The sequence below is a fragment of the Clostridium sp. AF34-10BH genome (assembly GCF_003478095.1).
Taxonomy (GTDB): Bacteria; Bacillota; Clostridia; order Lachnospirales; family Lachnospiraceae; genus Acetatifactor; species Acetatifactor acetigignens.
In genome coordinates this window covers 59,764-86,752 of the sequence record NZ_QUEC01000013.1, presented here as the reverse complement: position 1 = coordinate 86,752, position 26,989 = coordinate 59,764, and the positions used below count along the sequence as shown (strand labels likewise).

The window sequence follows — 26,989 nt, the reverse complement described above, 5'->3', positions numbered from 1 at the left end:
CCTCCCCCTACTCTTCTGCCTTCACCGGTGCGGTGACTTCCACACCGTTCATCAGCTTGGGAGACCAGCTGGTGATCACGGTATCTCCGGGCTGTATTCCCTCAGTAACAGAAATCTGTGTATCATCAAACAGATCCGTGGTCACATAGGTCTTCACGGCCTTGCCATCCACACTTAAATATACATAAGAGCCGGTATTATCATAGTACACGGCATCATAAGGAATCAGTACCGCACTGTCGTTCGTATGATAGGTATCGGTCGTCAGTTTCACGGATACACCGCTGGGCAATGCACTGCCATCGGCATTTACCGCTGCTTTGATCTGGAACAGACCGGTCTGCTGATTCACTGCCACACCGATTTCGGTGATGCTGCCGGCGTAGCTGGTGGTTCCCCGCTCCACGGTCACTTCCTGCCCCATGGTCAGTGTATTTTTCACAGCTTCGCTGACCTGAAAAGTCACGGTCATCATATTTTCATTGGCAATGGTGTACGCAGGATTGCTGCTTCCGGCAATGCCGTTGACTTCCACTCCCTTGCTTTGGATTGTACCGGAGATGGGAGCCTTGACAGTGTAGTAGGATAATGCCAGTTCCGCACTTTCCACGCCCACATTTGCCAGCTGTTCACTGGTGGACAGCTGCTTCTTCGTATCCTCCAGTGCCTGTCCCTGGGACAATGCCTGGGAACGATCCACAATATTCATGCTGCTCTTTGCTGCATTGTAAGCGGATTCCGCCTGCTGTAATCCGGCCACCAGAGAATTTCTGCTGGACTCCAGCTGTTTCTTCGTTCCTTTCAGTGTCTCGATCTGCGTCTTCATCTGCACAACACTTGACGCATTTCCGCCGCTCACACTGGATGACGCTGCTTTTATGGCATTCTCCAGCTGTGTAATATTTGCATTACATGCGTCGATCTGATCTGAAAGATCATCATAGTTCTGGTCATAGGCATTTTTCGCCTGGACATACGCGATCTGTGCCTGATCATACCCGGACTGTGCCTGCACTCTGCTGCTATCCATCTGGATATTGGCGGATTCCTGCTGGGTGGTCAGGGCACTGTCTGCCTGCTGCCTTACATTGGCCGCACTGAGCTGTGCCTGTTCTAACTGCAGTTTTGCTGCAGAGTCATCGATTTTGAACAAAACATCCCCGGCATTGACCTGATCTCCCACCTCAAAATAAGTATCCGTCACTGTACCGGAAGCAAAGGGAATGACATAGACCATCTCCTGGGGAGAAACCGTTCCCACAAAGCTGTTCTGCAAGGTCAGTTTTCCGGTCTGGGCCTGCTTCATATCCACGACTACCGCAGAAGTCTCCACAGCATCCTGTGCCCCATTGCTGCCGCAGCCTCCGAGCAACAGACTGCCTCCCATCAACAACGCCATTCCGACGCTGCAATTTCTTTTCCATGTATTGTGCATGATCTTTTCGCCTTTCTGAAATATGTGTAACTATTCAGAGCCAATGGGCGAAAGTAACCACCATGAGCAAATAACATGCAGGCATGTTATTCAGTACAGCCTCGCAGAGGCGGTTTTGCGAATGTGGTTCTGAATAGTTATGAATATGTATTTGCTTTATTAACCGACCGGCCGGTCGGTCAGCATTTGCAGTATACTCCTATGCCGGGTTTTAAGTCAATATTCCAACTCTGCAGATTCTATTAAAAAACTATAAAAAACACATTCCTGAAAAATTTTTTCAAGAATGTGTTCTCTTCTCTCATTATTTTGCATCACACCAGTCTCCGGATTTTGCTCTTCAGACGCTGTAAGGCATTGTCCGTAGACTTTTCGTCTCTTCCCAGCACCTTGGCGATCTGGGTATAGCTCATTCCCGTCAGGTACAAATCCAGCACCTGTTTTTCAAAGCTGCTGAGTTCTGTCTCAATAGCTCTCTCCAGATCTTCCACCCGCTCCTTGTCCAGGAACAGTTCCTCCGGACTCATCTGGGTTCTGGCCGCCAGAGCCTCAATGAGATTTTTCTCCTCATTGTCCGTGCCCTCGCTGCTTCGCTCATACAGAGATACATAGCTGTTGAGCGGTGAGTGCTTCAGGCGCTTGGAAGCCTGCACTGCCGTGTACATCTGTCTGCTGATACACAGATCTGCAAAGGTATAAAAGCTGGCATCTCTGCCGCAGTCATAATCCCGCACTGCCTTGAACAGCCCGATCATCCCTTCCTGGATCAGATCTTCGCTGTCTCCGCCCAGAATATACATGGATTTTGCCTTGCTTCGCACCAGATTTTTATACTTGTCGCAGATGTAATCCATCACCTGTCTGTCACCTTCCCGCAGCTGGTCGATGAGTTCTTCATCCGTCATCTCTTCATATTTGAAATGCTCTGCCATGCTTTCCCCTTTTTTCCACTCCTATATTACGCCTGTAATCTCTGACGCACGATCTCATAAGCCAGTACGCCTGCTGCCACGGAAGCATTGAGGGAATCGATATCCCCCTTCATGGGAATGGATGCCACCATATCGCATTTTTCCTTCACCAGACGTCCTACGCCCTCGCCCTCGTTACCGATGACCAGACCGATCGGGCCTTTCAGATTCAGATCATACATGGTGGTGCCTCCCATATCCGCACACACGAACCACAGACCGTCCTTTTTCAATTCTTCAATGGTCTTGGCCAGATTCGTCACCTTGGCTACCGGCGTATAATTCAATGCTCCGGCGGAAGTCCTTGCCACCGTCGCGGTCAGTCCCGCCGCACGGTTCTTCGGAATGATGACTCCGTGGGCTCCGGCCAGATTGGCGGTACGGATGATGGCTCCCAGATTGTGGGGATCCTCAATGTTATCCAACAGGAAAATAAAAGGCGGTTCCCCTTTTTTTCTTGCGCCTTCCAGAATATCATCCACCTCCGCGTACTCATAAGCTGCCGCATAGGCAATGACTCCCTGATGCTTTCCGGTCTCGGATAACTGGTCCAGACGCTCCTTGGTCACATATTTTACTAATGTATCATGCTTTTTTGCTTCTCTTTTAATGGTCATCATGGGGCCATCCTGACAGCCATCCAGAATGAATAACTTGTCAATGGGTTTGCCCGCACGATAGGCCTCGATCACGGCATTTCTGCCTTCTATGGTAAATTCCTGATATCCCATGTTTGTCCTTTCTATTGTGAATTTTTATTACAGTTCCATGCCTGCCAGACGGATGCCGTCTTTGATCAACTGCAACATCCGGTCGATCTGTCCCGTCAGGTACAGATAGCCCATCAATGCTTCAAAACCGGTAGCTCTGCGGTAATCTGCCACGGAAGCGTTTTTCGCGGTGGTGTATGATTTGGCGTTGCGTCCTCTGCGGTACACCGCTTCCTCTTCCTCCGTCAGTTCCGGAAGCAGTGCCTCGATCATGGCAGACTGCGCCGGTGCCTTTACATAACGTGTCGTCTTTTTATGCAGATCATTGGCGGAACGGTTAGCTCTCTCCACCACCACGCTGCGGATCACCAGCTCATAAATCCCGTCTCCGATATAGGCCAGGGTCAGCGGAGAATACGCCCGGACATCCTGTCCTTCGCAAGCAAATGCTTCCTTTATTTTCGTAAGAAGGGTTATGCTCTCTTCCATTTTACACCCTCTCTGGTATCTTCCAGCACAATGCCTTTGGCTAACAGCTCGTCACGGATCTCGTCGGCTCTTGCGAAATTCTTCGCCTTTCTGGCTGCCTGACGCTCTTCAATCAGTGCCTCGATATCGCTGTCCAACATTTCCGCTTTCTTGTCTACGATCAGTCCACAGATATCGGACAGAGTCACGATTTCCTGTTTCAGAGCCTCCAGAAATGCCTTGCTGCTATCTGCTTTCGCATTGGAGTTGACGAATTTTACCAGCTCGAAGATAGCTGCCAGCGCATCCGCAGTGTTGAAATCATCGTCCATAGCTTCATCGAATTTGGTCTCAAAGCCCTGTGCCTCGGTAACTAACTGCTTTTCTTCTTCGGACATTTCGGCATCTGCTGCCTTTTCCAGCAGGAACTTCAGGTTATCCACGCTGGTAACGATTCTCTCGTAGCCGTTCTTTGCTGCTTCCATCAGATCGGCACTGAAATTCAGCGGGCTTCTGTAATGTGCGGACAGCATGAAGAAACGAAGTACCTGCAGATCATATTTTTCGGAGATCTCACGAACAGTAAAGAAGTTGCCCAGAGACTTGGACATCTTGCGGTTGTCAATGTTCAGGAAGGCATTGTGCATCCAGTATCTTGCAAAAGGCTTGTCATTGGCTGCCTCGGACTGTGCGATCTCATTCTCGTGATGAGGGAAGATCAGATCTTCGCCACCGGCATGAATATCTATCTCCTCACCCAGATAACGCTTACTCATAACAGAGCACTCGATGTGCCAGCCGGGACGGCCCTGACACCAGCAGGAATCCCAGTAAGGCTCGCCTTCTTTCTTCGGCTTCCACAATACGAAATCCAGGGGATCTTCCTTCTGATCTTCACCGGAGACTAACAGGGAACGGTTACCGCCCTGCAGATCGTCCAGGTTCTTGTGAGACAACTTGCCGTAGTCCTTGAAGCTTCTGGTCCGGAAATATACCGTACCATCCGCTGCGGGATACGCATGCCCCTTGTCGATCAGAGTCTGGATCATATCCAGCATGCCGCCGATCTCCTCGGTAGCCTTAGGGTTCTTGGTAGCGGGCTTGATATTCATTCCCTCCATGTCTTTTTTGCACTCTGCGATATAGCGCTCGGAGATCACGCTGGGCTCCACACCCTCTTCATTGGCCTTCTTGATGATCTTGTCATCCACGTCTGTGAAGTTGGATACATAGTTTACTTCGTAACCCTTGTATTCCATGTAACGGCGCACCGTATCAAATACGATCATGGGGCGGGCATTGCCGATGTGGATCAGGTTGTATACGGTAGGTCCGCAGACATACATTTTTACCTTTCCCGGCTCCAGGGGCTTAAATTCTTCTTTTCTCTTGCTTAAAGTGTTGTAGATTTGAATACTCATGATTTATCCTTTCCTGTCTTAACTGTATTATCAGTTTTCGCTTCTTCGCTCATTACCACCAGCCTGCGCAGCTGTTTCAGTTCATCTTCCATCTCCAGCACGCGGTTGGTCAGTTCGGAGTTCTCACGCTGCAATACCGTGATATCTTCCCGCACCGGATCGGGGAGATCTGTCTGGTTCATGGTCTCCTGGGGGAGGCTTGCGTTGTTACGCTTTACTACGCGTCCCGGTACACCCACGACCGTGGATCCGGGGGGCACTTCACCTAAGACCACGCTTCCGGCACCGATCTTCGAATTATCTCCGATGGTAAAGGAACCCAGTACTTTCGCACCCGCACTGATCATGACGTTGTTGCCGATGGTGGGGTGACGCTTACCGTGCTCCTTGCCGGTACCGCCCAGGGTCACGCCCTGATACATTGTCACATTATCGCCGATAATGGTAGTCTCACCAATGATGACACCGTTGCCGTGATCAATGAAAAATCCCTTGCCGATCTGCGCGCCGGGATGGATCTCAATGCCCGTCTTACGTACACCACGCTGGGAAATATATCTGGCCCAGAAATAATGCCCGCTCACATATAGCTTGTGAGCCAGTCGGTAATGGATCATGACCTTGAAACTGGGATACAAAAGTACCTCCATGGAAGAATGGATCGCCGGGTCACGCTCCCTGATAATACGGACTTCTTCTTTTAAATTTTTGATGATGCCCATGTTCTCACCTCGAAATATACTTCGACTATTCAGACATCTTTTGCAAATTGATATTTGAATCGTCTCAAAAAAATACCGCAGACAAACTCTTCTCTTAGAGACGAATTTATCCGCGGTTCCACTCTACTTAAGGGACGATGCCCTTCACTCTTACGCCTATGGCGTCACGCACATAACGGGTGCTCACCGGATCCGGATACTGATTACTGTTAACGTTCCCCGGATCAGCTCACAGGCGCACTTCCTTTTCCTCAGACGAAAGCCGCTCCCAGCTTCTAACAGCTTCTCTCTGGCGTCCCACCGAAAAGTACTTTTCCTGCTCCATGCCTTTACTGAATATACGATCATTCCTACTAAATAAGATATGCAAAAATACGGGTTTTGTCAACCCCGGAGTTTTCTACATCACTGCTTTTTCCAACGTTTCCCTCACATATTCATTCAGTGACATCTGGCATGCAGTTGCATGGATCACAAGCTGCTTATGAGTCTCAGGTGCGATCCGGATATTAAAGCTTCCCTTGTATGCTTTTTCCGGAGCTTTCCCCTGTCCTTCACACAGTTGCAGATAATCATCTACCGCCCCATGAAAATCCTCTACCAGACTCCTGGCATCGGTTCCCTCATAAGAGATCAGGGAACGAATCCCCATTACCTTTCCGAAAAAAATCCCATCCTCCTCGGAAAATTCTACGCTGCCGACATACCCTTTATATTCCATCGTATTTTTCAAATCAATCCCTCCTGTTCCAACAGATCACGTAATTGTCTGACCTGGTATGCTTTCAATTCCTTTTGCGGATGCGGCTTATGTAGTAATATACTCCCATGCTCCTCACTGGTAAACATCACTCTGGAACCGCTGGTTTTCCCCTTATTGGATTTCGTAAATTCCAGATAATCCAATAAAACTTCCGCATCATGAAAGGTAAATGTCTTCGGTCTGCTTTTTAACTGTTCAATTAGTTTTTCCTTTTGTCCCATTTGTACCCCTTGTTAATTATATTATATTTTTTCTGCTCGTTTTTTGCAACTGTTTTTAGTTGCAAGAATGAAGTTAAAAGCATATTTTCTACCTAATTTCAATGGATTGGAAAATTTCTCCGACATTGGATTCTAATAGAAAACAGATCTGATAATAGAAAAAGGCCCTATGCCATTTATATTAGCATAGAACCTTTGTAATCACAATAGTATTTTATTCTTCCAAAAGCACCCACTGCCCCTCCGGTGCCGCAGCTGTTTTCTCCGTCAGCTCTTATAATCCTCGATCATAGCTTCGATCTCAGCGATCTGCGCTGCGCTGAGCTTCTTGCTCTGGATAAATGCGGCGATCATCTTCGGCAGCGAACCGCCGTAAGCCTTCTCCACGAAAGCCTCCCCCTGGGCTCTGTGGTATTCCTCCTTATTCAATACGGAAGATACGATGGCATTCTCATTTTTGAAAATACCGTTCTCACACAGCTTTTTAATGAACGTATAGGTAGTGGATTTCTTCCAGCCGAACTTCTCCGCGCACTGTTTTACCAGTTCTCCGGAACCGATGGGTTCCTCCTCCCAGATCAGCTCTGCAAATTTGTATTCCGTCTCCGTCATCTGATACATTTCCATTCCTCCTTGTATCCTTCTTAATCCAGCCCTTGCCAATTATGCAATCCTATTGGCTTTTCTGCACTCATCACATTATAAAAGGTCGATAGTATACAGACCTTGTTCTAATCAAAGTCTATATCCTATCGACCTATTTGTCAAGTTCTTATTTTCCGAAATTATCAGCTCTTCGGGCATCCGCTGCAGCTTCCACATCCCCCCTGCACCGCCTGCGCAGTGAGGTCAAAGGGCGTAGTCACCAGACAGATTGCCTGAGAGGAGATTCCCTCTCCGCTGCCGGTAAATCCCAGTCCTTCCTCGGTAGTGGCTTTCACATTGACCTGCCCCACATCGATCAGCAGAGCCTTGGCAATATTTTCCCGCATGGTATCAATGTGGGGGCGCATCTTCGGTGCCTGCGCGATGATCGTCGCATCAATATTTTCGATAAACACATGATTTTCTTCCAGCAGCTCGCCCACTTTTTCCAGCAATTTTATGGAAGAAATACCCTTGTATGCGGGATCCGTATCCGGAAAATGCTTTCCGATATCTCCCAGCGCCGCTGCCCCCAGCAGCGCATCCATTATCGCATGGAGCAGGACATCCGCATCCGAATGTCCCAGAAGTCCTTTTTCATAAGGTATTTTCACACCGCCAATGATCAGGTCTCTTCCCTCCACCAGACGATGTACATCATATCCCATTCCGATTCTCATACTTACAACCTTTCCGCAGACGTTATCCTTTTTCAAAAAGTACCGACATCCCTGTGTCTTACCCGATTCTCCAACCAGCCAGTCCCCAAACCGTTCTGTCCCGTTGCGGCCAGTGCCGGGTGCCAACAATGTCGTCTGCAATATACGAAATCTCTGTCATTATTTTCTCGCCACAGCACAGTCCATCAGATCCTCCGTACTGTCAAATACATAGACCGTATAACTGCCGTCCTCATACACCTTATTGCCCTGTTTCAGCGCAGGCGCCGATGCATATTCCGCGCATTCCTCCGACGTCAGAAGCAGGAATGTCTCCCCGGTATGATACCCTTCCTCATAATATTTCATGGGAGAAGACCACTTGAAATATTCCAGATGTTCGGGATCTCCGATGTTGCCGATCTCCACTTCGCCATTGGTAAGCTCTGTAATGATATTGGCATTATTATAAGTAGCAAAGCCAAAATCATACCCGTTTTCCGCAAGGAACTGCGCCACGGGACGCTTCGTTTCGTTCTTGTCCACCGTCAGGAAAGACATCACCGTTTTGCCCGTTCCAAGGATCAGACAGATTGTAAGCAACGCCGTCACCGCCAGACGGTCAAATGGCATTTTCTCCTCTTCCAGATAAAAGCACAATACCGGCAGTGCAAAAATAAAAATCGTAATATAATACCGCGGCACCATGGTGCTGGTGGTGAAAATAAACACAAACAGATTTAGGACAAAGCTGACTTTCAGGAAAAGTGTGATCAGGCTGCGAAATCCTGTACTCTGCTTTATCTTTCCGTTCTTCACCGTAACATATCCGTAGATGCCCAGCATTACGAAGGCCGCCATGGTCACAATACCACGCAGGGATAAAAAGCCCTTGTCGGGAATATAACCAAAAAGCATTAACAGACAGCCTACTGCATTCTGGATCCGGTCAAACAGCACCCCGTGGTACAGAGCAATGAAATTCGTGGCACCATAGGTCTGGAATACGTATTTGTGACTGATGAACACTACATTGATGCCATAGCCCGCTACCGCGAAAAATGCCCCCGCCAGACTATACAGAAAATATCGCATCCTGTCCGTAGAAAGTAAAGAGCGGAAATGCTCCTTTGTCATCTCTCCGCGGAAGCTCTGAAATTCCTCACCACCCAGCAGATAGAAAAAGGAAGTCAGTACCAGCGGGCACTGTAATGCCAGCAGGTAACGTACGCCGGACATTCCACAGACAATAGCCAGTAGTACATAGAAGATCCACAGGCTGACCTTGCGTTTTGTACTGTATTCTCCACTGCACAGCCGCAGATACATACCGAAGAACCACAACACCAGAATCACATGGGACATGTAGGTATTGCCCATTTGCATGTGTGTCATCATGGTCTCGGAAAAAGGCAAAAGCAACAGACAGGAGCTTAACACCGTAAGCCTTCTGGATACCTTTAACGGCTTCATAAAATAATAATAGGAAGCCAGCATCAGCCCGTAAAACACCAGATTCGTGATCGTGCGGATCACATGCCAGTTGTTGCAGATCCGGAACAGCGGTCCCATGATCAGCTGTGTATACAGCACACGGAACTCCGTGGAATAATACCAGTTCGTCGTTGAAACCATCTGATGCTCCCCCGCAAGGATCCGGGAAAAGATCATCTCTGCCGCCATATCGGAATCCAGCCAGTGATCCTGGCTGATAATATTAAGTCCCAAAAGGAGCAGAAGTGTGGCTCCCAACAGGATATAAGGTATCTGTTTTTTCAGTGTTTTCATACCGCAGACCTTTCTGAATTATGCCTATCTATTCTTTCCTAACTATACACGATTTGCCGCGAAAGCACAACTGCGGCTTTTGCGGCAAATACATAAAATTCCTCATCTACTTAAGATTTTTTTCTCTTGGGGAAGCTGTTACCGATGCCCGGCTCTTCCCGTTTCTTTCTCTTTTTCGCTTCTCTCTCCGCTCTGTCCCCGGAGTATTTACGGTCCGCTGCCTTTCTGTCGCGGCCGCTCCATTTTCTTCCGTCCTCGCGGTTCTCGTCTCTGCGACGTCTTCTGTCCTCTCCGGAACCGGTGCTGCCATCATCTCTGCGGTCTCTGTCACTACGGCCGAATCTTCTGCGGTCCCCGTCTTCGCGGCTGAACCTCCGTCTGCCGTCTCCTCTGCCGAAACCACGGCCTTCGCCATCGTTTCTGCCGAAACGTCCCTTCTCTCCGAACCGTCCGCGGCGCTGTACATAATCATCTGCGGCGATCTCCTCGCCCTTGTCGCCGACCTGATATTTCAGCATGGCTGCCGCCAGATCCAGTGCGTCGCAGCCTTCCTCTTCCATCTTGCGCTGCAGGAAGCTCTTCATCAGTTCGATGTCTTCATGCTCATGCAGTTCCCATGCATTGTTCAGATACTTGTCTGCTTTCGCCTTGAGTACCTTCGCCGCTCCGGGAAGCTTTTTCTCGGTGATCGTGGTATGGCAGACTCTCTCGATCTCACGAATCTTGTAGATCTCTCTGCTGTTTGCAAACGTAAAGGATCTGCCCTTTCTGCCGGCACGCCCGGTTCTGCCGATACGGTGCACGTAATACTCAATATCCTGTGGAATGTCATAGTTGATGACCGCTTCCACATCATCCACATCAATCCCTCTGGCTGCCACATCGGTAGCGATCAGGATGCTGGCGCCGCCGTTACGGAAACGGTTCATCGCCACATCACGCTGCGCCTGGGACAGGTCGCCGTGCAGTCCTTCCGCCTGAAATCCCTGCTGCTTCAGCAGATCCGCCAGCTCGTCCACCTTCTTCTTCGTATTACAGAAGATCAGTGTCAGCTTCGGCTGATAATATTCCAGCAGTCTCACGCAGGCTGCATCCTTGTCCTGATTTTTTACACGATAAAATTTCTGGGATACCAGTGGGATCGTCAATTCTTTTGCCGCTACTTTTACCAGTTTGGCATCCTTCTGGAAACGATCGGTGATCTCGAGGATCGGCTTCGGCATCGTCGCGGAAAACAGTGCGGTCTGGTGCTCTCCCGGAATCTGTCCCAGGATCAGTTCCATATCCTCACGGAAGCCCATGTTCAGCATTTCATCTGCTTCATCCAGTACCACCATGTTGACCAGATCCAGCTTGATCGTATGTCTGCGCATATGATCCATAACACGTCCCGGAGTGCCTACGATGATCTGCACACCCCGCAGACCCGCGATCTGGCGGCTGATGTCCTGTCCGCCGTATACGGGAAGCACTTTGATCCCGTGCATATATTTTGCGATTTTACGCAGTTCTTCCGCTGCCTGAATTGCCAGTTCTCTGGTCGGGCACAGGATGATCGTCTGCAATTTTTTCACGTCCGGATTGATATGCTGAATAGCAGGGATACCGAATGCTGCGGTTTTGCCGGTACCGGTCTGTGCCTGTCCGATGATGTCCTCGCCCTGTAATAAATAAGGAATCGCCTGCTCCTGGATCGGAGACAGCTTCTCGAATCCCATCTCACGGATAGCGCGCACAATGCGGTTATCCAATAACGGCTCGATGGAGGCGATACCGTCCTGCTCCTGCTCATTTTCCTGCTGCACGCTTGTCTCGTCCTGCAAAATTTCCTGTTCCTTTACTGCTTCTTCATTTTCCAAAAAATAACTCACTGAATGCTCCTTTTAATTAACTCCACACAACAATTCAGAACCGCATTCGCAAAATCGTCTCTTTGAGACTTTCCTTTTGCGAATGTCTGGGTTCTCACCAAAGTCATTTTCAAAAATGCCCTTTGAAATGCAAGCATTTCACGTGCATTTATGAAAATAACCTTGGTTCTGAATTGTTGCACAAAAAAAGAAATCATTGCGATGCGCTTCTGATTTCTTCCATCAAATCTCAACAACATTTCGTAGTATAGCATGGAAGGATTGAAAAAACAAGTAATTTCCTTTACTATAGAATAAAAACATGAACTTTCTGAAAGGCATGGAGATTTTTATGATACAGACATTACACATTGTACCCGAATATAACGAAGACCTGATCTATCCCGCCATCTGTAAAAGCATGGAGGCTTTAAACATTGCGGCAGACCTGCGTCCGGAGATGAAGATCGTCATCAAGCCGAACATGGTCATGGCAAAGTCCCCCGATTTTCCGGCTACCACGCATCCGTTGGTGGTAAAAGCCGTGATCCGCTGGCTACGGGAACAGGGCATGCAGCATATCACCATCGCCGAGAGTTCCGGCGGTCTCTACAATGCCGAAGCCATGAAGCATGTCTACCATGTCTGTGGCATGGATGCGCTTAGTCCGGAAGCCGAACTGAATATGGATTTTTCCGCGCAGACCGTCAACTGTCCCTCCGGATTCAAGAACCACAGTTTTCACCTGATCACGCCCATCGTGGAAGCAGATTACATTATCAATATCTGTAAATTGAAAACCCACGCCATGACCGGTTATTCCGGCGGCATCAAGAATCTCTTCGGTACGATTCCCGGTCTGGAAAAGCCGCAGATGCACTATCGCTGGCCCGAGATTGAAGATTTCTCCAACATGCTCTTAGAGCTGGCGCAGACTGTAGCACCGCAGCTTACCGTCATTGATGCCATCGATGCCATGGAAGGCAACGGTCCCACCGGCGGTACCTCCCATCCGCTGCACATGCTGTTGGCTGCCAGAGATTTCTACACCCAGGACTGCTTTGCCGCCGGACTCATGGGGCTGGATCCCATGGAAATCGTCATGCTGCGACAAGCCGTGGAAAAAGGACTGGCTCATCCAAAAGAACTGGAGCTTGTCGGCGACTCGGTTCCCGTGGGGCTGTCTCCCTTCCGGAAGCCGGATACCATCAAGCTGGATTTCACGAACGGAGTCCCACGATTTTTACGAAAACCGTTTACCTTCGTTGCATCCAGACTGTTAAAGTCCTATCCCCAGCTCAATGCGGAGAAATGCGTGGGCTGCGGAAAATGTGCGGAAAGCTGCCCGGCTCATGTAATTAAGATTGAAAACCGCAAGGCAAAATTCCGTAGAAAAGGCTGCATCTCCTGCTTCTGCTGTCAGGAAATGTGCCCCATGAAGGCAATTTCGGTTAAAAAGGCATTATAAGGATTCCAGTGCTTCCAGCCATTGTTTTTCTTTTTCAGTCAGGTATTCTGCGGGGGATATCTTGTGATCCTCCGTAGAATAGAACAGATTCGGTTCATAATCGATATCCGCGACATACACAACATAGGTCGAATCATTGACCCATGTATTTAAATTGCTGAAAAATTCTGAAATATCCTCTTTGGAACTGCTCTCTCCCATTTCTATTTTCGCTGATTCCACTTCGTATTTTGCATTACGATCTTCAAAGAAGACCTCATATTGGTAAGTAAGTGTATCCATTCCGCTCCAGAAATTTGTCTGGATCAGATAGTCTTTTCCCTCTACTGTCGTAACAAACATCTGCCCATTTCCCACATGTGTAGGAGAAAACTCTCTGTTTATGAAAGCGTGGATTTCAGAAAAATCACCCTCCCCTTCTTCTGCCAAATAATGCTGTTCGGCTGATACATAGAACTGTCCGAATGCAGTTCTTCCATTCATTACATCTTGTAGCGTAGCACCTTCCGGAACGGTAAGAAGAATCGTGTTCTTCTGTCCGTCATGGGTAATATCTGCCGAAAACTGTGCCAACACCTCACTATACGCTATCGGCTTCCCATATTCCGCATTCTCATATGGTGCCTGTACACCTATTTTACCTATAGAATACTCATATCCTTCCGAAAAAGTGAGCGGTGCAGAAACACCGGGTGCTGGTCCATACTCTATCGCACGGCCCTGGAAAAATAATGGCAGAGTACCATGAATCCAGAACTCCCCTTCCTTATATTCTATATAGACATGCGAACCAAAGCAGGTGCTCTCAAATCTGCCCCCACACTCTTCTTCCTCTGTCTGCAGACAAGCCTGCCAAGCCGGTTCCTCATTCTTTTCATTCCCCGTGTATATACCAAGCATCTGGTATTTGGCATCGTACTTGTAGGTAATCCTTCCGTCGATATTTTCTACGATGTCATCAGAGGACAGATAGAATACCGGTTGTTCCTTTCCTTCTTCTATAACGGCAAGTCCCATCAGATATATCCCGGTGCCCCTCCCATCGCAAAAGGTAACTGCGTACTCTTCCTTCTGGTCTCCGTCCACATCCATCTTATACGCTCCAACGATCTCCAGAGGCGTCAGGGGATGACCGTCAAGTTGAAACGGAATCTCTTGTTCTCCGTCCACAATGACATAGTTATCTTGCTCCCGGTCTAAACATACAGAAACGTTGCTTTGCTCTTCCAGCCAGTACTCCGTGCGGTTTGTGTCTTCCGGCTCCGTCACGACCTCTACCTGTGTAGAGGTATCTTCTGTTGTACTTTCTGCGACTGCCTCCTCACGAAATTCTGTGTTTTCTGTTTTTTCCGAGGTATTTTTCTGCCCACAGGAAGTAAACAGCATGGTACTAAAAAGCAGTAGCGCAATTAATTTTTTCTTTTTCATAGTTTCCCCCATCTACATTATGTGTTAAGTTCATGAATTCATGATTCAATTCGCCGTTCGCCAATCACGCAAGCGTGTTGACTCTCTTGCGCTCATTATATCATAAGCTCACGAATTCGTGCTTTCGCACTTCACATCCCGCTTCGCGTGATTATTCGTTCGCTAATGAGCCCAGAAAACCAAATGTCTGCTTCGCAGCCGCTTGGTTTTCTCTGAGGCTCATTATATCATACTTTGTAACTCCATGTTGAAAATATGCTCATCATCTATTATTGTTTTAATTGCATACAAAATTTTTACAAAAATAGCAAAAAACTTGTTGACAAAGCGATGTACCCATTGTATACTTAACAAGTCAGTTGCGAGAGCAACGAAATGGAATCTTAGCTCAGCTGGGAGAGCATCTGCCTTACAAGCAGAGGGTCATAGGTTCGAGCCCTATAGGTTCCATTCCAACTTCGGTTGGTCATATGGCGAGATAGCTCAGTTGGCTAGAGCATGCGGTTCATACCCGCAGTGTCGAGGGTTCGAATCCCCCTCTCGCTATTAGGTTAAAAGGGTCGGAAATGCTGATAAATACAGCGTTTCCGATTTTTTTGATTTCTCAAAGTATCAAATAATATGTTTACTTTTGTTTACTTCTGGATTTCTGACGGTGATAATGGTTAAACCAGAGTTTAAAATGCGCCGGTTTTCTCCTCTTAAAACCAGGGTTAAGAAGCCTAAAACAAAAGGTACGAAAGCTGACTCCGTGGAAAAAGTTACGGTTGCCGAACTTCTTCCCTCTTTGGAAAATACGGTTTTAAATAAAAATTAAACTTTAGCATCACCGCTTTCAGCATTCTGATAGACAAAGGAATTAGTGGTCATGGTGATTTCATCTAATATAGCCAGATTTCCGCTTTTCTTTATGCACATTGTTATTTAATAATTTGGACTTGCACACCGCCAAACCCGTTACTGTTCCAAAACAAACTGCTCTGTCTCAGGGTTCCACTTTAATACTGCTACGATTTCTTCAGAACTTATCAATTTATCCTCAGATGCCACAATAATCAAATCATCTACTATATCCATATAATAAAAAGATTCATCTCCAATGATCTTTAGCGCATCTATCGGAATTTCTACCCATTGACTGCCTTCGACAGCTAAAAGCTGAATTTCCTGTGTTGATATTCCTTGATATGTTGTGGTTTTTGATACCAATATTCTGCTTTGTCCGTCACTCGCTTGAATACAGTTTATAACTACTTTATCAGCCGCAAACTCCTTATATGCTACCATTTCTAATGAATCAGCATCTAAAAGGATACCCACCGTTTTATCCAATCCTGCAACATGAGGGGTATTCAAAATCTTGCATAACACGAATATTTCACTGGCATTATCTTGCGAGAAAGAACCAAAATCAATCCGAACTATAACAATATCTAATGCACTGATGTTACCTTCTTCGTAATTCTCTGCTACCTTTTCTATAATCCTGTTATTAAGCTCTGAGACCATATCAGCACTATCCCTGGATTTCGATATTCCACACGCATTGATGCACATCAGCATAAACAACACAAGAACAGAGACCGGCAAAACCTTATTTTTCATCTTACCCATACTCGTCTTAATCTCTTTCTGGCACATTTTCTATTTTAATGTGCAGGATATGATCCTGCAATCAGTGTAATAATACAACAAAATATTCGATGCGGAATCACCATTTTTTGCACGCAATGCGGCACCCATTTGACATAGCCCGTAACGATGTCCTCCCGCACCAGTTGCAATATCTGTGCAACTTACAGCTTTCAAAGCAGGCTGCGTAGAATGATCTTTTGTTCCATTACCACTACAGCTTGAGAAAAAGGCACCCCAAATATAATCATAAGTTGTAGATGATGGTTTATACATTACAATATCCGTTTTAGATTTACCTCCAGAAGTATAAAAAATATTTGCCGTTGCATCTATTGCCTCCTCGGTAACCTTAGTAGGATCATATACCTGACAACAAGAAGATGAGCAAACCTTATAATCTTTACCCGAATGATTCGAATAAACACTCAGCGCATACTCTAAGAAGGTGTTTGCCGCCACTGCCTGTGCTTCATACAATTCACTAACCTGTGTTGAAGTTAGTCCTTTACCAGTGTAATAACTTTTTCCGTAAAGTTCCGAAGATAATACAGTATAGATATATGTCTCTCTATCAACAGTTTTTGTTTGATTATTATAGTAAACCGCAATAGAATTGCTTACATCCGGAACAGAACTCATTGCTCTGGCAACAGATGATGTTGCAAAATTTCCTCTATCTATAATAGAAGGCAGTACAGTTTGTCCTCCTATATCATGCATTATTTCTTCTCTATCCTGCGAAACAGAAAAGTCATCATTTATATAGAATGTAAAAATTGTAGTTCCATCCGCACTGTCAACATCATAATTACTATAATTTGCCGCAAAATACCCTGCTGCATTTATTTCCCAATCGTATGTTCCTGAAGGGAGATTTTTTATTTGAAAACGTCCATCTTCACCCGTAATGACCGCAACTTCCCCATCTACAGAAATTGTAGCATTTGGAATAAAGGCTTCTGTATCATAATCTCTTACAACACCGACAACATTTGCCAAATTATTGTTGGAAAAAGTGTGCATACTTACTGCCAAGTCTACTGTTGCTGCAGAAAGGGCATAATTTTGGAATCCTTCGTCATAATCTTTTTGTGTTATTACCTCTGTCTCATAAAGTAAAGTTCCCTTGCTCACAGTATCCGTTTCTCCACATGCTTCTTCTGCATATGTAGTAATAGCAGAAGTATAAATAGAGCATCCGAACATAACAGCAATTGCCAAAGATATTATTCTTTTCTTCATATTTCACCCTCCCATTTTTTATAGGTAGTGTCAACTTTATACGCTCAAAATCACCCCAACTCCAGTAAAATCAAGTGTTCCAAGGCTGTGCCTTTACCTCCCCTTTCTTTGGTTTGGGTGACCAAAATTTTGCATCGGAAGATCAGTCAAGACCGGACTGAAAGCCGTTAAATTCAACCTTGACGGGGCTTTCGTAAGCAAAATATAATCGTTCACCCCAATGGAAAGGAATACGATTTTTTCATAATTCGGTTTACATTACCTTTTATAATCTGCTCAATATAACCAAGTTCTTTCTCCTTGTGCTACTTTAATGTCAAATATTTATGTTTAATAAATCGGGCTTGCAAATCCTATAAGACTGCTATCTGTTAAATTGTACGTATGTCTCGAAACCTTATCACTCCAGTTTCCATCCACAACAGTAATCTGTGTGCTTGACACCTCAACTACAATGCCAGTGTGGCTACTAGATGTTGTACTCGTGCCCGTAAAGAAAATATCGCCGACCTCAGGTGTATAGCTTCCGTTATAAGCAGAACTGTAATAAAAACAATCCATGTCTTTGAAATTCTTCATTCCTGTCGAGCAGGAAGAATACTTAGGAATAACGGATGTTGATACGCCCGCTTCACTTGCGCACCAACTAACAAATATTGCACACCATGCTGCGGGGTTAAGCCCATACCATTGACCATATTTGGTGTAGTTTGCAGAACCGGCGTTCGCTGTGAAACTATCCAAGTCTGAATTGGAAGCCTTTTCTTTATACCCAACCTGGGATTCTGCAACTCTGACAATTTCAGCACAATAATCAGTATTTATGGAATTCAAGCTGTATAACGCTTCACTAACAGCTTGAATTTCTTCAGAAACATAAGAACAGGATTGGAATCCTGACACAGTCTCCCTATAACTGTCAGACACTACTTTGGCTACATCATATGCCTCATCGTACATGATAGTCAGGTTGTGTTCAATGTCTGCAGTCTTCACAACACCGTCATCTACATATTCCATGCTCTCATATAATGTCACAAAAGTTATTGTATCCTCTATGTCAATCCCAGAAATTTGAAAAGACATATCAGAAACGCTGACGTTATTTTCGGACAATGTAATTCTGTGAGCATTTTCATCGTTCACGATGCCGTTGACAGCCACTGTTCTCAAGCTTTCCGTGTCCCCGGTCATGACTGCTGTTTCCCGACTATCCATGTAGCTTTCTACCAACTCAAGTATCTCCACCCTTTCTGTATCTTCCAGGCCAGCCGCCTCTGCGGGCAAAATCGGAACCATAACAAAGATCATACAAATAGCTAAAAAACTCGCAATATACTTTTTCATTGCTTCCTCTTTTCTCTTCATAAAATACCTCTCTTTCTCGTCTGAACTTGTTTAATCTGCCTTCTGGTTAGAAATAAACAAATAACCATCATCCGTCTTTTGTAAAATGACCACCCATTGCCCCCCCTCATACTCTTTTTCGTATTTCAGTATGAGTTTGTTATTTGACTCCCAAGTTCCGGAAGTAACCATACACCAATCAAAATTCGAGTCTCCCATAATCAGATAGTAACTGTCATATTGCTCCAAATAATAGAAACTGTCCAAGCCTGTCTTTTTTGTCTCCGCCAGACTTATTCCCATTTTTTCCTGCAAAAAAGCATCCATTTCATTTGCTGTGATTTTTATGATATCCAAATACGGGGCATCACTACATAACTCTGTCAGCATTGACAGTTCATCCTCCGATACTTCGCCAAACGCTCCTCCAACGCCATTATAAAATAACTCAAACAAGTTAATTTCATCTGGTTGACTATACTCGCTGGATAACAGCATATTGTTCATGTTCGTTATGTCACCATTGAAAAATTCTGTGTTAAACACAGTAATTTCCTTTTCGGAAAGAGTACCGGAAGCCATCTGGCATCCTGAAAACATCAAAATCATAAAAGACAAGATAACCGATAATGCAAGTAAATCCATAACTTTTGTCAATATTTTCATTCAAAATCTCCTCCGTTTCACTTCTCAAATTTCTCGCCATTATAGACTCTTCATGGGCACCACTCCCATCCATAGTTGCAAAGCAGATTTCCCCACCTGCAATACACATTACATTTTTCTACAAACTGATAATTCTTTTCTGCCGATGTTGCCGTTTTAATTTCTCCATTAACACTACACGTCATTGTAACTCGATATGTACCTCTGGAAACCAGATATATTTCCAAGCCAGATGCTGTTATGGTATTGCTCGAATCTTCCCATGATTCCACATTGACCCAGCTACCAGAGACCTTTTCCTGGAACATAGCTTTTACATACATTTTTCAAATGATTTCTGCATTTCCCTATCAGCATTGTGATTACAACTATTAAAAATATTATATTTAGCTCCAAGAAGTAGCTATCCTTTTCAAATATAGTGCAAACTATTCCGATAAAAAAATCCAAGCATAAATATTTCATCAGCTTTATTTTAAAACACTTGTTCTCTTCTTCGTTTATCTCCCTGTTTCTGTTCTCAACTGGATATAACACATACACAAATACTTCCAGGGCGAATAATACAATAAGTGAAACAAATTCATGTAAACAGAGATTCTTAACTACAAGCAGAGTAGTAATATATGTTAAGCATGACAAAACAAAGCATATCCAGAATTTTTCCAAATGCAAACCACCTGCATAGGAACGCAATGGTGAGAAAATCACAAAGAAAAATATCCCTTCTAAGACCATATCGAGTTTCAGTGCGATGAACAAGCTTGCAACCAAAAATAACCCAACTTCCAAGGTTATGACAAATCCATATTCATAGACTTCCCGATCTGCTTCATCAACCATGCTCTTTTTGATAACATAATCTGTCAACAACTTTGCTACTTTTCTCATTTATTTGTTTTTCCTGAATTTCCTCACTTCTTCCGGCTGTTTAGGCTGATGGTATATGAGTGCACATCTGCTGTTTGCAGCTTTTGATAACATTCCATCAGCAACGGATGTTAATGCTTTTGCTAATACAGTTTTCTTTTCATTTTTCTTCATTATGTATACCCCCTTAATGAACTATTTTTGTAATCATATCATATTCCCCGCAAGATAATCACTAATATGTCAAAAATACGGCAATAGCTGTCAATTTTCCAGTAGATTCATGACAACGGTCATCCGTCTTTAGGATATCTTTAATTTTATCCATGAGTTCCGAGTTGTAAAATATCAGACCGAAAGTATATCAACCTTGCACGGGGTTCTAAATTTATAAAAGAATTTTCAGCACTTATCGGCCTGCCGTTAAGTTCCTACTTTTTAAACGACGGAGACATCAGAAAAAATGCTAAGCCACAGGTTTTAATCCGTGGCTTAGCACCATATTTTAAGATTCAACTCCCAAAGTCAGGTATCATATTCCCCTCAAAATAATCCCTAATATGTCAAAAATACGGCAATAGCTGTCAATTTTCCGGCAAATTCATAACAACGGTCAGGCAAAATACAGAATCCTGTGCTTCCACTAGAATTTCGCCCTGGTACTTTTCTGCAATTCTTGCTATGGAATTTAATCCATATCCATGTCTGCCGCTTTCTGTTTTTGTGGATTGATATTTTCCGCTTCTGTCGTTTTTTAAGACATGCTCATATGGATTCTTTATCAGCATGACCAGCGCCTGCTTTTTCACTCCCATGGATATTTCTATCACCTTTTGGTGCTGCCTGCAGTCCCGGACAGCTTCTATTGCATTATCCAGTGCATTTCCCAGTGCTATGCCAATATCACATGGTTCCATGGAAAGCTCCTCTGGAATAAATATTTTTAACTGAAATGTAATCCCGTATTCCTTAGCAACGGCATATTTGAAATTAATCAGACAATCAATGGTACTGTTGCCGGTATTGGAAATGTTTTCGGAAATATTGCTGTTTTTGATAATCTGATTCAGGTTTCTGATTACAGACTCTTTATCACTGTTTTCAACGCTGTTTTTTAAAACAATAAGTTTATTCACATATTTTAGGAAATTTAATAACTGTTATATTTAATTATCAAATTCTTCGCAAACCCTTGAAAATACTAAGTTTGTAGCAAGTGAGCTTTCCCTTACTCTTTCCCTTGTGTTATATTCTCACATTGGTTTTCATGAACCTTAATATGGGAAAAAATAAGGGAAAGAAAATTTCATAACACAGTATAACAATAACGACATGGTGAACTGATTGAAATGTTTTCGATATTTAACTCTATAACTGATTATTAAAAGAAAATGGAGATAAGATACGATGAGAACAATTTATGCAGAATACAACATAAATCACGATAGTATTGATGTTTACACAAGTGCCGGATATATGCTTCGCATTGATTGCTGGAAAGCTGAAAAAAATCTAAAAACCACATACGGATCAGAATGTGCGCTTACTTCATTGGCTGTGGATGAGCCTTTGGAATATGCAAGATTATATCTTGAGGGTAATTTACAGATGTGGGTAGATGCAGAAGACTCACTAGAGTTATAATTCTTATCCATATAAATAATATGCAAATATATATCCCATCAATATAGCGAATATACTGAAGTAAAAGTATCTTTATAATCAATTTTAACCAAAAGAATATGTTCTTAGAGGAGGTGTCTCCCGAAAGAACATATTCTTCTATTATGGGTATTATAAATATAGAACATGCTTTTCTTGTGCTACAATTTCTTCACTATGAGTTACAACAATAACTGTTTTTCCCTGTTCACTTAACTCATGCAATATATTCATAACAATCTCACTATTTTTTTTGTCTAAGGAACCAGTTGGTTCGTCTGCTAATACAATCGAACATTTCTTTAGCATTAAACGAGCTAACGCAACTCTCTGCTGTTCGCCACCAGATAATTGATAGACTTTTTTGTTAATTACTTTCTGTAAACCAACTTTTTCAAGAGCTTCATTTATTAAAATATCCGTTCTACCTGATTTTTTTATTATTTCTAGATTTTCTTTTACTGTTTTGTTTTCCAAAAGGGCAAAATTTTGAAATAAAAATCCAACAACTTCTTTGAAATATTTCTGCTTTTTTCCTTTTTTTGTCACATCAAAACCATTCACAATAATAGAACCTTTGTCAGGAGTTTCAATACCTCCAATCATATTAAGTAAAGTACTTTTTCCGCATCCACTTTCGCCACTAATTACCAAAAAACTGCTATCTGGAATTTCCAAATGAAAATTTTTGAACAAAATTTTATCATTATATGCTTTGCATAGATTTTCAATTATTATCATAAGCAACCTCCTTTTAATGATTTCGGTATGTTTGTTTTTTCAACAATTGTGATATTAAAGAAAATAATTGTAAATTCTATTAGTGCCATAAATGAACTAACAAGAATGCTAATTCCTACTTCAGTCTGTACCGATAATAAAGAATAGATAAGCATACCTACTAATATCACAAAATTTTCCACTACAATCATTTTAAGAAGTGTTTTGTGCCGTTCAAATAAACTATATCCAAAGATTTTCATCAAGGAAATTTTCATTGCATTTTCTCGGAACTCTAGTCTACTTACGGTAACAATAATCATAATATTTAAAAGCAATACAATCGTACAAAGAGAACTTAAAAATCCCACGAGTTTTATTAAAAATGTGTGATTATATAAATACTGTTCATGTACGTTTGTAATTACTAGCTGATAATTTCCAAGCATATCTTCATACTTTTTGCTGATATTTCTTAGCTGTTTTTCATCACATTGAAATAAAACTGCTCCTGCTTTATAGCTTTCAAGATACCCACCATTGACTGCTAAATCTTTGTTTGCCTGATAAATAATTATCGGATTTTTGCTTTTTTCGATACCATTTATTCTACTTGTATCTAAATAGGAAAAGTATTCTGTTTCGCTATACTCTATGTACTGAATATTTAATTGTTGTAAATTATCATGATTTAAAACATGGCTCAAGGAGTCATAGGCTAATTGCTTGTTTTTAGCAAAATATCTATTCTTTGGAATGAAAATAATCAAATCAGAAGATTCATTCTCTACTGCATTTATCTGCTTCGTAAAACCTTGTAACATATCTTTTGCATGATTATTTACATATATCACATCATTTTTATCATTTAAAATATTCAAGCATATTACAGGCTTTAATGTGTTATATTCATTCTTGTATAGTTTATTCCAAAAAGCTTCTTCTTTTTCAGCATTAAAATCAGTAGTCTTTACGGTAAAATAATTTGCATCATAATATTCTTCTAACAAATGTTCATTTGTAAATAGGTTATTATGAATACTACTAATATTAGTGATAATTGTAAAAACAGCGGCTACCCCTGCTATAAATTTTAACGAATAAATTAAAAAATCCACTCCTCTTTTGTGTGTTGCATTTGCGAATGCCTTTCTAATATCAAAAAAGCAAAAAGAACAATATGGAATAGTGGAAAGAATAATTCCAATGGAATATAAAATTGTGACGAGTCTATTCTCATATGCTCCCGATATATAATTTGACAGCAATATTTTTGCAACAATAAATAATGCAATGTCAAAAGTTACATCGAATAAAGCAGCCTTAAATGCTATGAAACCAGCACTTTCTCCTAAGGAAACTCGTACAACAACCTCTTTTTTTCGCCTAACCACTTCAATTACATTTAGAACAATCATCAATGCAATAATCATACCCCATATAATAAAAATCATGTCCTTTTCCGTAGAATTCCAATATTCTGGATAAGTTAAGCTATATTTTTCTGATAATTTCTGATATGCAGAGATAATATTGTCCTCATTTCCTATGTATGAGATAAAGTTTTCATAACCCACAGAGGTACTTTGCAATTCTGAGAGATTATGAAATTTTACTTTCGTAATTCCGGAAACTAAAGCGGTATATTCTGATTCTTCTATGTTTGCAGTATTTTTTAATGTTTGTCTGATTACTTTATCATCGCCATAAATATGAAGTGTTGAAAGGTATTTATTATTGATTTCATTGTACTGAGAAAAAATATGTACATCATTCTCCGTTGCAGTTTCTGATACATCTTTCAGAAACTGCGACATATCTTCACTAGCAACTTCATAGCGTGATGACGTAAAATATGCTGTAGAAAAGTTCCAAAGCTGATCTTGAAATATTTCAGATTGCATAAGTATTCCAAAAATCAGGAAACAAAACAAACATAAGTTTTTAATTGCTTTCATTTATTTCAACCCCAGATTCCATACTTTATTTGCTTTTTCAAATATCGTAGTCAATATTGTGCTATTTTCATCAACAATCCATTGATCTTCTTGATCTTCAGCTTTTTTGCTACTTGACAACATAATTTGAGTATTCAAATCCTTATAGTCATTAAATAGCACGCCTTGACTTATTCCTTGGTGAAATGGTTTTATCCAAATAATTAGTGCATATCGAACATCTGACTCAGCTATCGCAAGATTTCCATTCCAAAGCAAATAATCAGGGACAGACACACTATACTGGAATCCATCTTTATCTGTGTAAATTTTTACTCCAGATTCTTCTATTTCAGGGAAGTCTTTCTGAAATTCGTTATATGGTTTATAACTCCCGAAGTACCAAAATAAATTATAGCAACAGAACAAAATAACCAAAACAATTCCTATATATTTTATTTTTTTCTTCATTTATATACACTCCACAAAAAAGAGTGGTTGGAATTCCAACCACTCAGCCATTATCCCGAACCTTTGTTTAGTAGCTATTACCGTAGGTAATACTATTTCCTTTATGAGCAACCTCAATTTTAGACCAATTACCTTTACCAACATTTGAACCCGAAAAAGAACCATTTCCATTTTTGACATATGCGTAATGATCTTTAGTTGAATGATATGCGTGTGCATAATCTTCATTAATAGCAAGAGTATTATAACCATAAGTCAAAACACCTTTTCCGCCATCAGATGTAGTGCTCAATTCCCACTTTTTATCAAATGTCTTATTCCCGTTTGTAACAGAAAATGCCATTACTGGAATGGGCATGCGGACATTTTTTAGACCGCTATGCCTATACTCCTTCTATAATCTAGAGGACTAAGTCCTCCGAGTGTTGATTTAATTCTATCTTTGCAATACCAACCCATATAGCTATTTATCTCCTGGATAAATTCTTCAATGCTATATTCATCCCAGTCATGTCCATAGAACATTTCTGTTTTGAGGTGACCAAAGAAGCCCTCACATGCAGAGTTATCAGGAGAACAACCTTTCTTGGACATGGATCGTGTAAGGTTTGCTTCTTCCATTATCTGTATCCATTCTGGCCAACGATAATGGCATCCCCTGTCAGAATGTACGATAGGTTTTTCGTTTGGTTTAAGTGTAGCAATAGCATTCCTTAACATGGTGTTGGCAAGTTCTGCGTTCGGAGAAGTGCCTATAGTCCAACTCACCGGCATACCATCAAGGCAGTCAATTATCGGCGAAAGATATATTTTTCCTGCTTTGATAGAAAACTCTGTGATATCAGTAAGCCATTTTTGATTTGGTTTTGTAGCATGGAAATCTCTATCTATAACATTCTCCACCGCAGGTGTTATTTCACCTTTATAGGAGTTATATTTCTGTCTGCGTTTTCGTCTGATAATTAGTTTTTCCTGCTTCATAATACGACGAACCACTTTTTCAGAAACTTTTATACCCTCACGATGAAGCAGCATATGAATTCTCCGATAACCAAATATATCACGATTTTCATGAAACAGTTGTATGATTCTTTTGCGAAGATTGGAGTATTTATCCTCTGCATAAATGGTTTTTTCTTGATAATAATAGCTACTTTTTGCAAGGTTTAGTTTTTTTAGAAGATCCGGCAGTGAATACTTATTTTTCAGGGCATCGATTATCACTGCCTTCTCCCGATTTGAGAGAGCTGTCTGATCGATGCCGGGGTCTTTTTTTAATACATTGATTGTTTCTTTAAGAATATCTATTTCCATCTGCATATCAAGCATCTGAGCTTTAAGCTCATTGATATCTTCCGCAGATGTGATATCGTTTGGATTTACATTAATGTTGGCAGTAGTTTTTTTCATGGGTTGAAAACATCCCTTCTCCCGATACTCCCTAATCCATTTATATATCAAGGAAGGTGTGTATCCGATTTCTTCTGCCACTAATTTTACAGGCTCGCCCTTAATAAGGCAACGTTTAATTACGTCATGTTTCAATTCTGTTGGAGCTTGTCTCCAATGCTTTTGATTTGGAACATCGTAATATTCAGGATACTTTTTACGCCAATGATAAAGCATTGGTGCAGATGGATACCCTAAGGTTTGGACAACTTTGTCTGGGGATCCTGTCGCTTTTAGTAATACAAGTGCTGTCGATATTTGTTCTTGTGTGTACCTCATAACATGTCAGGCATTACACAGTCCAACTTTTCGTCCGCATGCCCAATTGATGAAGAAATTAACATTGCACTAATAGCTACCCCTACAATCACTTTCTTTGCTCTCATAAGTTTTACCTCCTTTGATCTGCTGTATTTCTATTTATATTTTATCAAATAATTT

General features: G+C 42.5%; 28 protein-coding genes, 2 tRNA genes and 1 other annotated feature. Of the genes, 5 read left to right on the top strand and 25 right to left on the bottom strand.

The window, feature by feature from the left end; genetic code table 11:
- Positions 1 to 7 precede the first annotated feature (7 nt).
- The 12 genes from DWZ61_RS10410 to DWZ61_RS10355 form a co-directional block, all read right to left on the bottom strand.
- Positions 8 to 1,435: an efflux RND transporter periplasmic adaptor subunit gene (locus DWZ61_RS10410; RefSeq protein ID WP_118538388.1), complete on the bottom strand. Its 1,428-nt coding sequence runs from the start codon at positions 1,433 to 1,435 to the stop codon at positions 8 to 10.
- A gap of 314 nt (positions 1,436 to 1,749) precedes the next feature.
- On the bottom strand, positions 1,750 to 2,367 hold the full coding sequence (gene sigH, locus DWZ61_RS10405) for an RNA polymerase sporulation sigma factor SigH (RefSeq protein WP_022312154.1): 618 nt from the start codon (positions 2,365 to 2,367) through the stop codon (positions 1,750 to 1,752).
- A gap of 26 nt (positions 2,368 to 2,393) precedes the next feature.
- The gene (rlmB, locus tag DWZ61_RS10400; RefSeq protein ID WP_118538386.1) at positions 2,394 to 3,137 is read right to left on the bottom strand and encodes a 23S rRNA (guanosine(2251)-2'-O)-methyltransferase RlmB; all 744 of its coding nucleotides are present in this window, start codon (positions 3,135 to 3,137) and stop codon (positions 2,394 to 2,396) included.
- Positions 3,138 to 3,164: 27 nt separating this feature from the next.
- Positions 3,165 to 3,605 carry a ribonuclease III domain-containing protein gene (locus tag DWZ61_RS10395; protein ID WP_022312152.1) on the bottom strand — a complete coding sequence of 147 codons (441 nt, stop codon included), beginning with the start codon at positions 3,603 to 3,605 and terminating at the stop codon, positions 3,165 to 3,167.
- Complete coding sequence (gene cysS / locus DWZ61_RS10390; RefSeq protein ID WP_118504119.1) at positions 3,590 to 4,999, bottom strand: cysteine--tRNA ligase; 1,410 nt, start codon at positions 4,997 to 4,999, stop codon at positions 3,590 to 3,592. The genes DWZ61_RS10395 and cysS overlap by 16 nt, the downstream gene beginning before the upstream one ends.
- Positions 5,000 to 5,001: 2 nt before the next feature.
- Positions 5,002 to 5,721 carry a serine O-acetyltransferase gene (cysE, locus tag DWZ61_RS10385; RefSeq protein WP_347475432.1) on the bottom strand — a complete coding sequence of 240 codons (720 nt, stop codon included), beginning with the start codon at positions 5,719 to 5,721 and terminating at the stop codon, positions 5,002 to 5,004.
- A gap of 99 nt (positions 5,722 to 5,820) precedes the next feature.
- Positions 5,821 to 6,060 (bottom strand) — a binding site (T-box leader).
- 67 nt (positions 6,061 to 6,127) lie between these two features.
- Positions 6,128 to 6,460 (bottom strand): type II toxin-antitoxin system HicB family antitoxin, encoded by a 333-nt coding sequence (locus tag DWZ61_RS10380; RefSeq protein ID WP_117466726.1) that lies wholly within the window; start codon positions 6,458 to 6,460, stop codon positions 6,128 to 6,130.
- A complete protein-coding gene (locus DWZ61_RS10375) occupies positions 6,457 to 6,711 on the bottom strand; it encodes a type II toxin-antitoxin system HicA family toxin (protein ID WP_117466724.1) in 255 nt (84 codons plus the stop codon). Before DWZ61_RS10375 ends, DWZ61_RS10380 begins: the two co-directional genes overlap by 4 nt.
- 267 nt (positions 6,712 to 6,978) lie before the next feature.
- The gene (locus DWZ61_RS10370) at positions 6,979 to 7,332 is read right to left on the bottom strand and encodes a BlaI/MecI/CopY family transcriptional regulator (protein ID WP_347475431.1); all 354 of its coding nucleotides are present in this window, start codon (positions 7,330 to 7,332) and stop codon (positions 6,979 to 6,981) included.
- Between the two features lie 167 nt (positions 7,333 to 7,499).
- Complete coding sequence (gene ispF, locus DWZ61_RS10365; protein ID WP_118538408.1) at positions 7,500 to 8,036, bottom strand: 2-C-methyl-D-erythritol 2,4-cyclodiphosphate synthase; 537 nt, start codon at positions 8,034 to 8,036, stop codon at positions 7,500 to 7,502.
- 159 nt (positions 8,037 to 8,195) lie between these two features.
- Positions 8,196 to 9,803: a hypothetical protein gene (locus DWZ61_RS10360; protein ID WP_118538380.1), complete on the bottom strand. Its 1,608-nt coding sequence runs from the start codon at positions 9,801 to 9,803 to the stop codon at positions 8,196 to 8,198.
- Between the two features lie 110 nt (positions 9,804 to 9,913).
- A complete protein-coding gene (locus DWZ61_RS10355; protein ID WP_243026389.1) occupies positions 9,914 to 11,674 on the bottom strand; it encodes a DEAD/DEAH box helicase in 1,761 nt (586 codons plus the stop codon).
- 331 nt (positions 11,675 to 12,005) lie between these two features.
- Between DWZ61_RS10355 and DWZ61_RS10345 the strand changes: the two genes are divergently transcribed.
- Entirely contained in the window at positions 12,006 to 13,121 is a 1,116-nt protein-coding gene (locus DWZ61_RS10345; protein WP_182427049.1) for a DUF362 domain-containing protein, read from the top strand.
- Here DWZ61_RS10345 and DWZ61_RS10340 read toward each other — a convergent pair.
- A complete protein-coding gene (locus tag DWZ61_RS10340) occupies positions 13,116 to 14,549 on the bottom strand; it encodes a hypothetical protein (RefSeq protein ID WP_118538376.1) in 1,434 nt (477 codons plus the stop codon). The two genes, DWZ61_RS10345 and DWZ61_RS10340, sit on opposite strands and share 6 nt — an antisense overlap.
- Before the next feature lie 377 nt (positions 14,550 to 14,926).
- Here DWZ61_RS10340 and DWZ61_RS10335 point away from each other — a divergent pair.
- From DWZ61_RS10335 to DWZ61_RS19750, 3 genes are all read left to right on the top strand, one after another.
- Positions 14,927 to 14,999, top strand: a tRNA-Val gene (locus DWZ61_RS10335).
- A gap of 22 nt (positions 15,000 to 15,021) precedes the next feature.
- Positions 15,022 to 15,095: transfer RNA gene (locus tag DWZ61_RS10330), tRNA-Met, on the top strand.
- 115 nt (positions 15,096 to 15,210) lie between these two features.
- Entirely contained in the window at positions 15,211 to 15,366 is a 156-nt protein-coding gene (locus DWZ61_RS19750; RefSeq protein ID WP_176865097.1) for a hypothetical protein, read from the top strand.
- A gap of 140 nt (positions 15,367 to 15,506) precedes the next feature.
- Here the strand turns inward: DWZ61_RS19750 and DWZ61_RS10325 are convergent, their stop codons facing one another.
- The 7 genes from DWZ61_RS10325 to DWZ61_RS10295 form a co-directional block, all read right to left on the bottom strand.
- Positions 15,507 to 16,163, bottom strand: a complete 657-nt coding sequence (locus DWZ61_RS10325; RefSeq protein WP_117466709.1) for a hypothetical protein — start codon at positions 16,161 to 16,163, stop codon at positions 15,507 to 15,509.
- Between the two features lie 30 nt (positions 16,164 to 16,193).
- A complete protein-coding gene (locus DWZ61_RS10320; protein WP_118504063.1) occupies positions 16,194 to 17,426 on the bottom strand; it encodes a carboxypeptidase regulatory-like domain-containing protein in 1,233 nt (410 codons plus the stop codon).
- Between the two features lie 330 nt (positions 17,427 to 17,756).
- Positions 17,757 to 18,794, bottom strand: coding sequence for a CHAP domain-containing protein (locus DWZ61_RS10315; RefSeq protein WP_118538374.1), 1,038 nt, complete (start codon positions 18,792 to 18,794; stop codon positions 17,757 to 17,759).
- Positions 18,795 to 18,824: 30 nt separating this feature from the next.
- Positions 18,825 to 19,439, bottom strand: coding sequence for a hypothetical protein (locus DWZ61_RS10310; protein ID WP_117466703.1), 615 nt, complete (start codon positions 19,437 to 19,439; stop codon positions 18,825 to 18,827).
- A 282-nt stretch (positions 19,440 to 19,721) separates the two neighbouring features.
- Positions 19,722 to 20,330: an accessory gene regulator B family protein gene (locus DWZ61_RS10305; RefSeq protein ID WP_117466701.1), complete on the bottom strand. Its 609-nt coding sequence runs from the start codon at positions 20,328 to 20,330 to the stop codon at positions 19,722 to 19,724.
- Positions 20,331 to 20,483 carry a cyclic lactone autoinducer peptide gene (locus DWZ61_RS10300; RefSeq protein WP_117466699.1) on the bottom strand — a complete coding sequence of 51 codons (153 nt, stop codon included), beginning with the start codon at positions 20,481 to 20,483 and terminating at the stop codon, positions 20,331 to 20,333. It abuts the gene before it with no gap.
- A gap of 410 nt (positions 20,484 to 20,893) precedes the next feature.
- Positions 20,894 to 21,445, bottom strand: coding sequence for an ATP-binding protein (locus DWZ61_RS10295; protein ID WP_118538372.1), 552 nt, complete (start codon positions 21,443 to 21,445; stop codon positions 20,894 to 20,896).
- A 271-nt stretch (positions 21,446 to 21,716) separates the two neighbouring features.
- Between DWZ61_RS10295 and DWZ61_RS10290 the strand changes: the two genes are divergently transcribed.
- Complete coding sequence (locus tag DWZ61_RS10290; RefSeq protein ID WP_004843528.1) at positions 21,717 to 21,953, top strand: DUF6061 family protein; 237 nt, start codon at positions 21,717 to 21,719, stop codon at positions 21,951 to 21,953.
- 150 nt (positions 21,954 to 22,103) lie between these two features.
- On the opposite strand, the gene DWZ61_RS10285 is transcribed toward DWZ61_RS10290, so the two are convergent.
- The 5 genes from DWZ61_RS10285 to DWZ61_RS10265 all read right to left on the bottom strand — a co-directional run bounded on the left by DWZ61_RS10285 (position 22,104) and on the right by DWZ61_RS10265 (position 26,827).
- Entirely contained in the window at positions 22,104 to 22,712 is a 609-nt protein-coding gene (locus tag DWZ61_RS10285) for an ATP-binding cassette domain-containing protein (protein ID WP_004843527.1), read from the bottom strand.
- On the bottom strand, positions 22,709 to 24,649 hold the full coding sequence (locus DWZ61_RS10280) for a DUF1430 domain-containing protein (RefSeq protein WP_004843526.1): 1,941 nt from the start codon (positions 24,647 to 24,649) through the stop codon (positions 22,709 to 22,711). The genes DWZ61_RS10285 and DWZ61_RS10280 overlap by 4 nt, the downstream gene beginning before the upstream one ends.
- Positions 24,650 to 25,099, bottom strand: coding sequence for a hypothetical protein (locus tag DWZ61_RS10275; RefSeq protein ID WP_004843525.1), 450 nt, complete (start codon positions 25,097 to 25,099; stop codon positions 24,650 to 24,652). It lies immediately after the preceding gene.
- A gap of 67 nt (positions 25,100 to 25,166) precedes the next feature.
- Positions 25,167 to 25,457 (bottom strand): hypothetical protein, encoded by a 291-nt coding sequence (locus DWZ61_RS10270; protein ID WP_118538370.1) that lies wholly within the window; start codon positions 25,455 to 25,457, stop codon positions 25,167 to 25,169.
- A gap of 11 nt (positions 25,458 to 25,468) precedes the next feature.
- Positions 25,469 to 26,827 carry an IS3 family transposase gene (locus DWZ61_RS10265; RefSeq protein WP_118538368.1) on the bottom strand — a complete coding sequence of 453 codons (1,359 nt, stop codon included), beginning with the start codon at positions 26,825 to 26,827 and terminating at the stop codon, positions 25,469 to 25,471.
- Positions 26,828 to 26,989 lie beyond the last annotated feature (162 nt).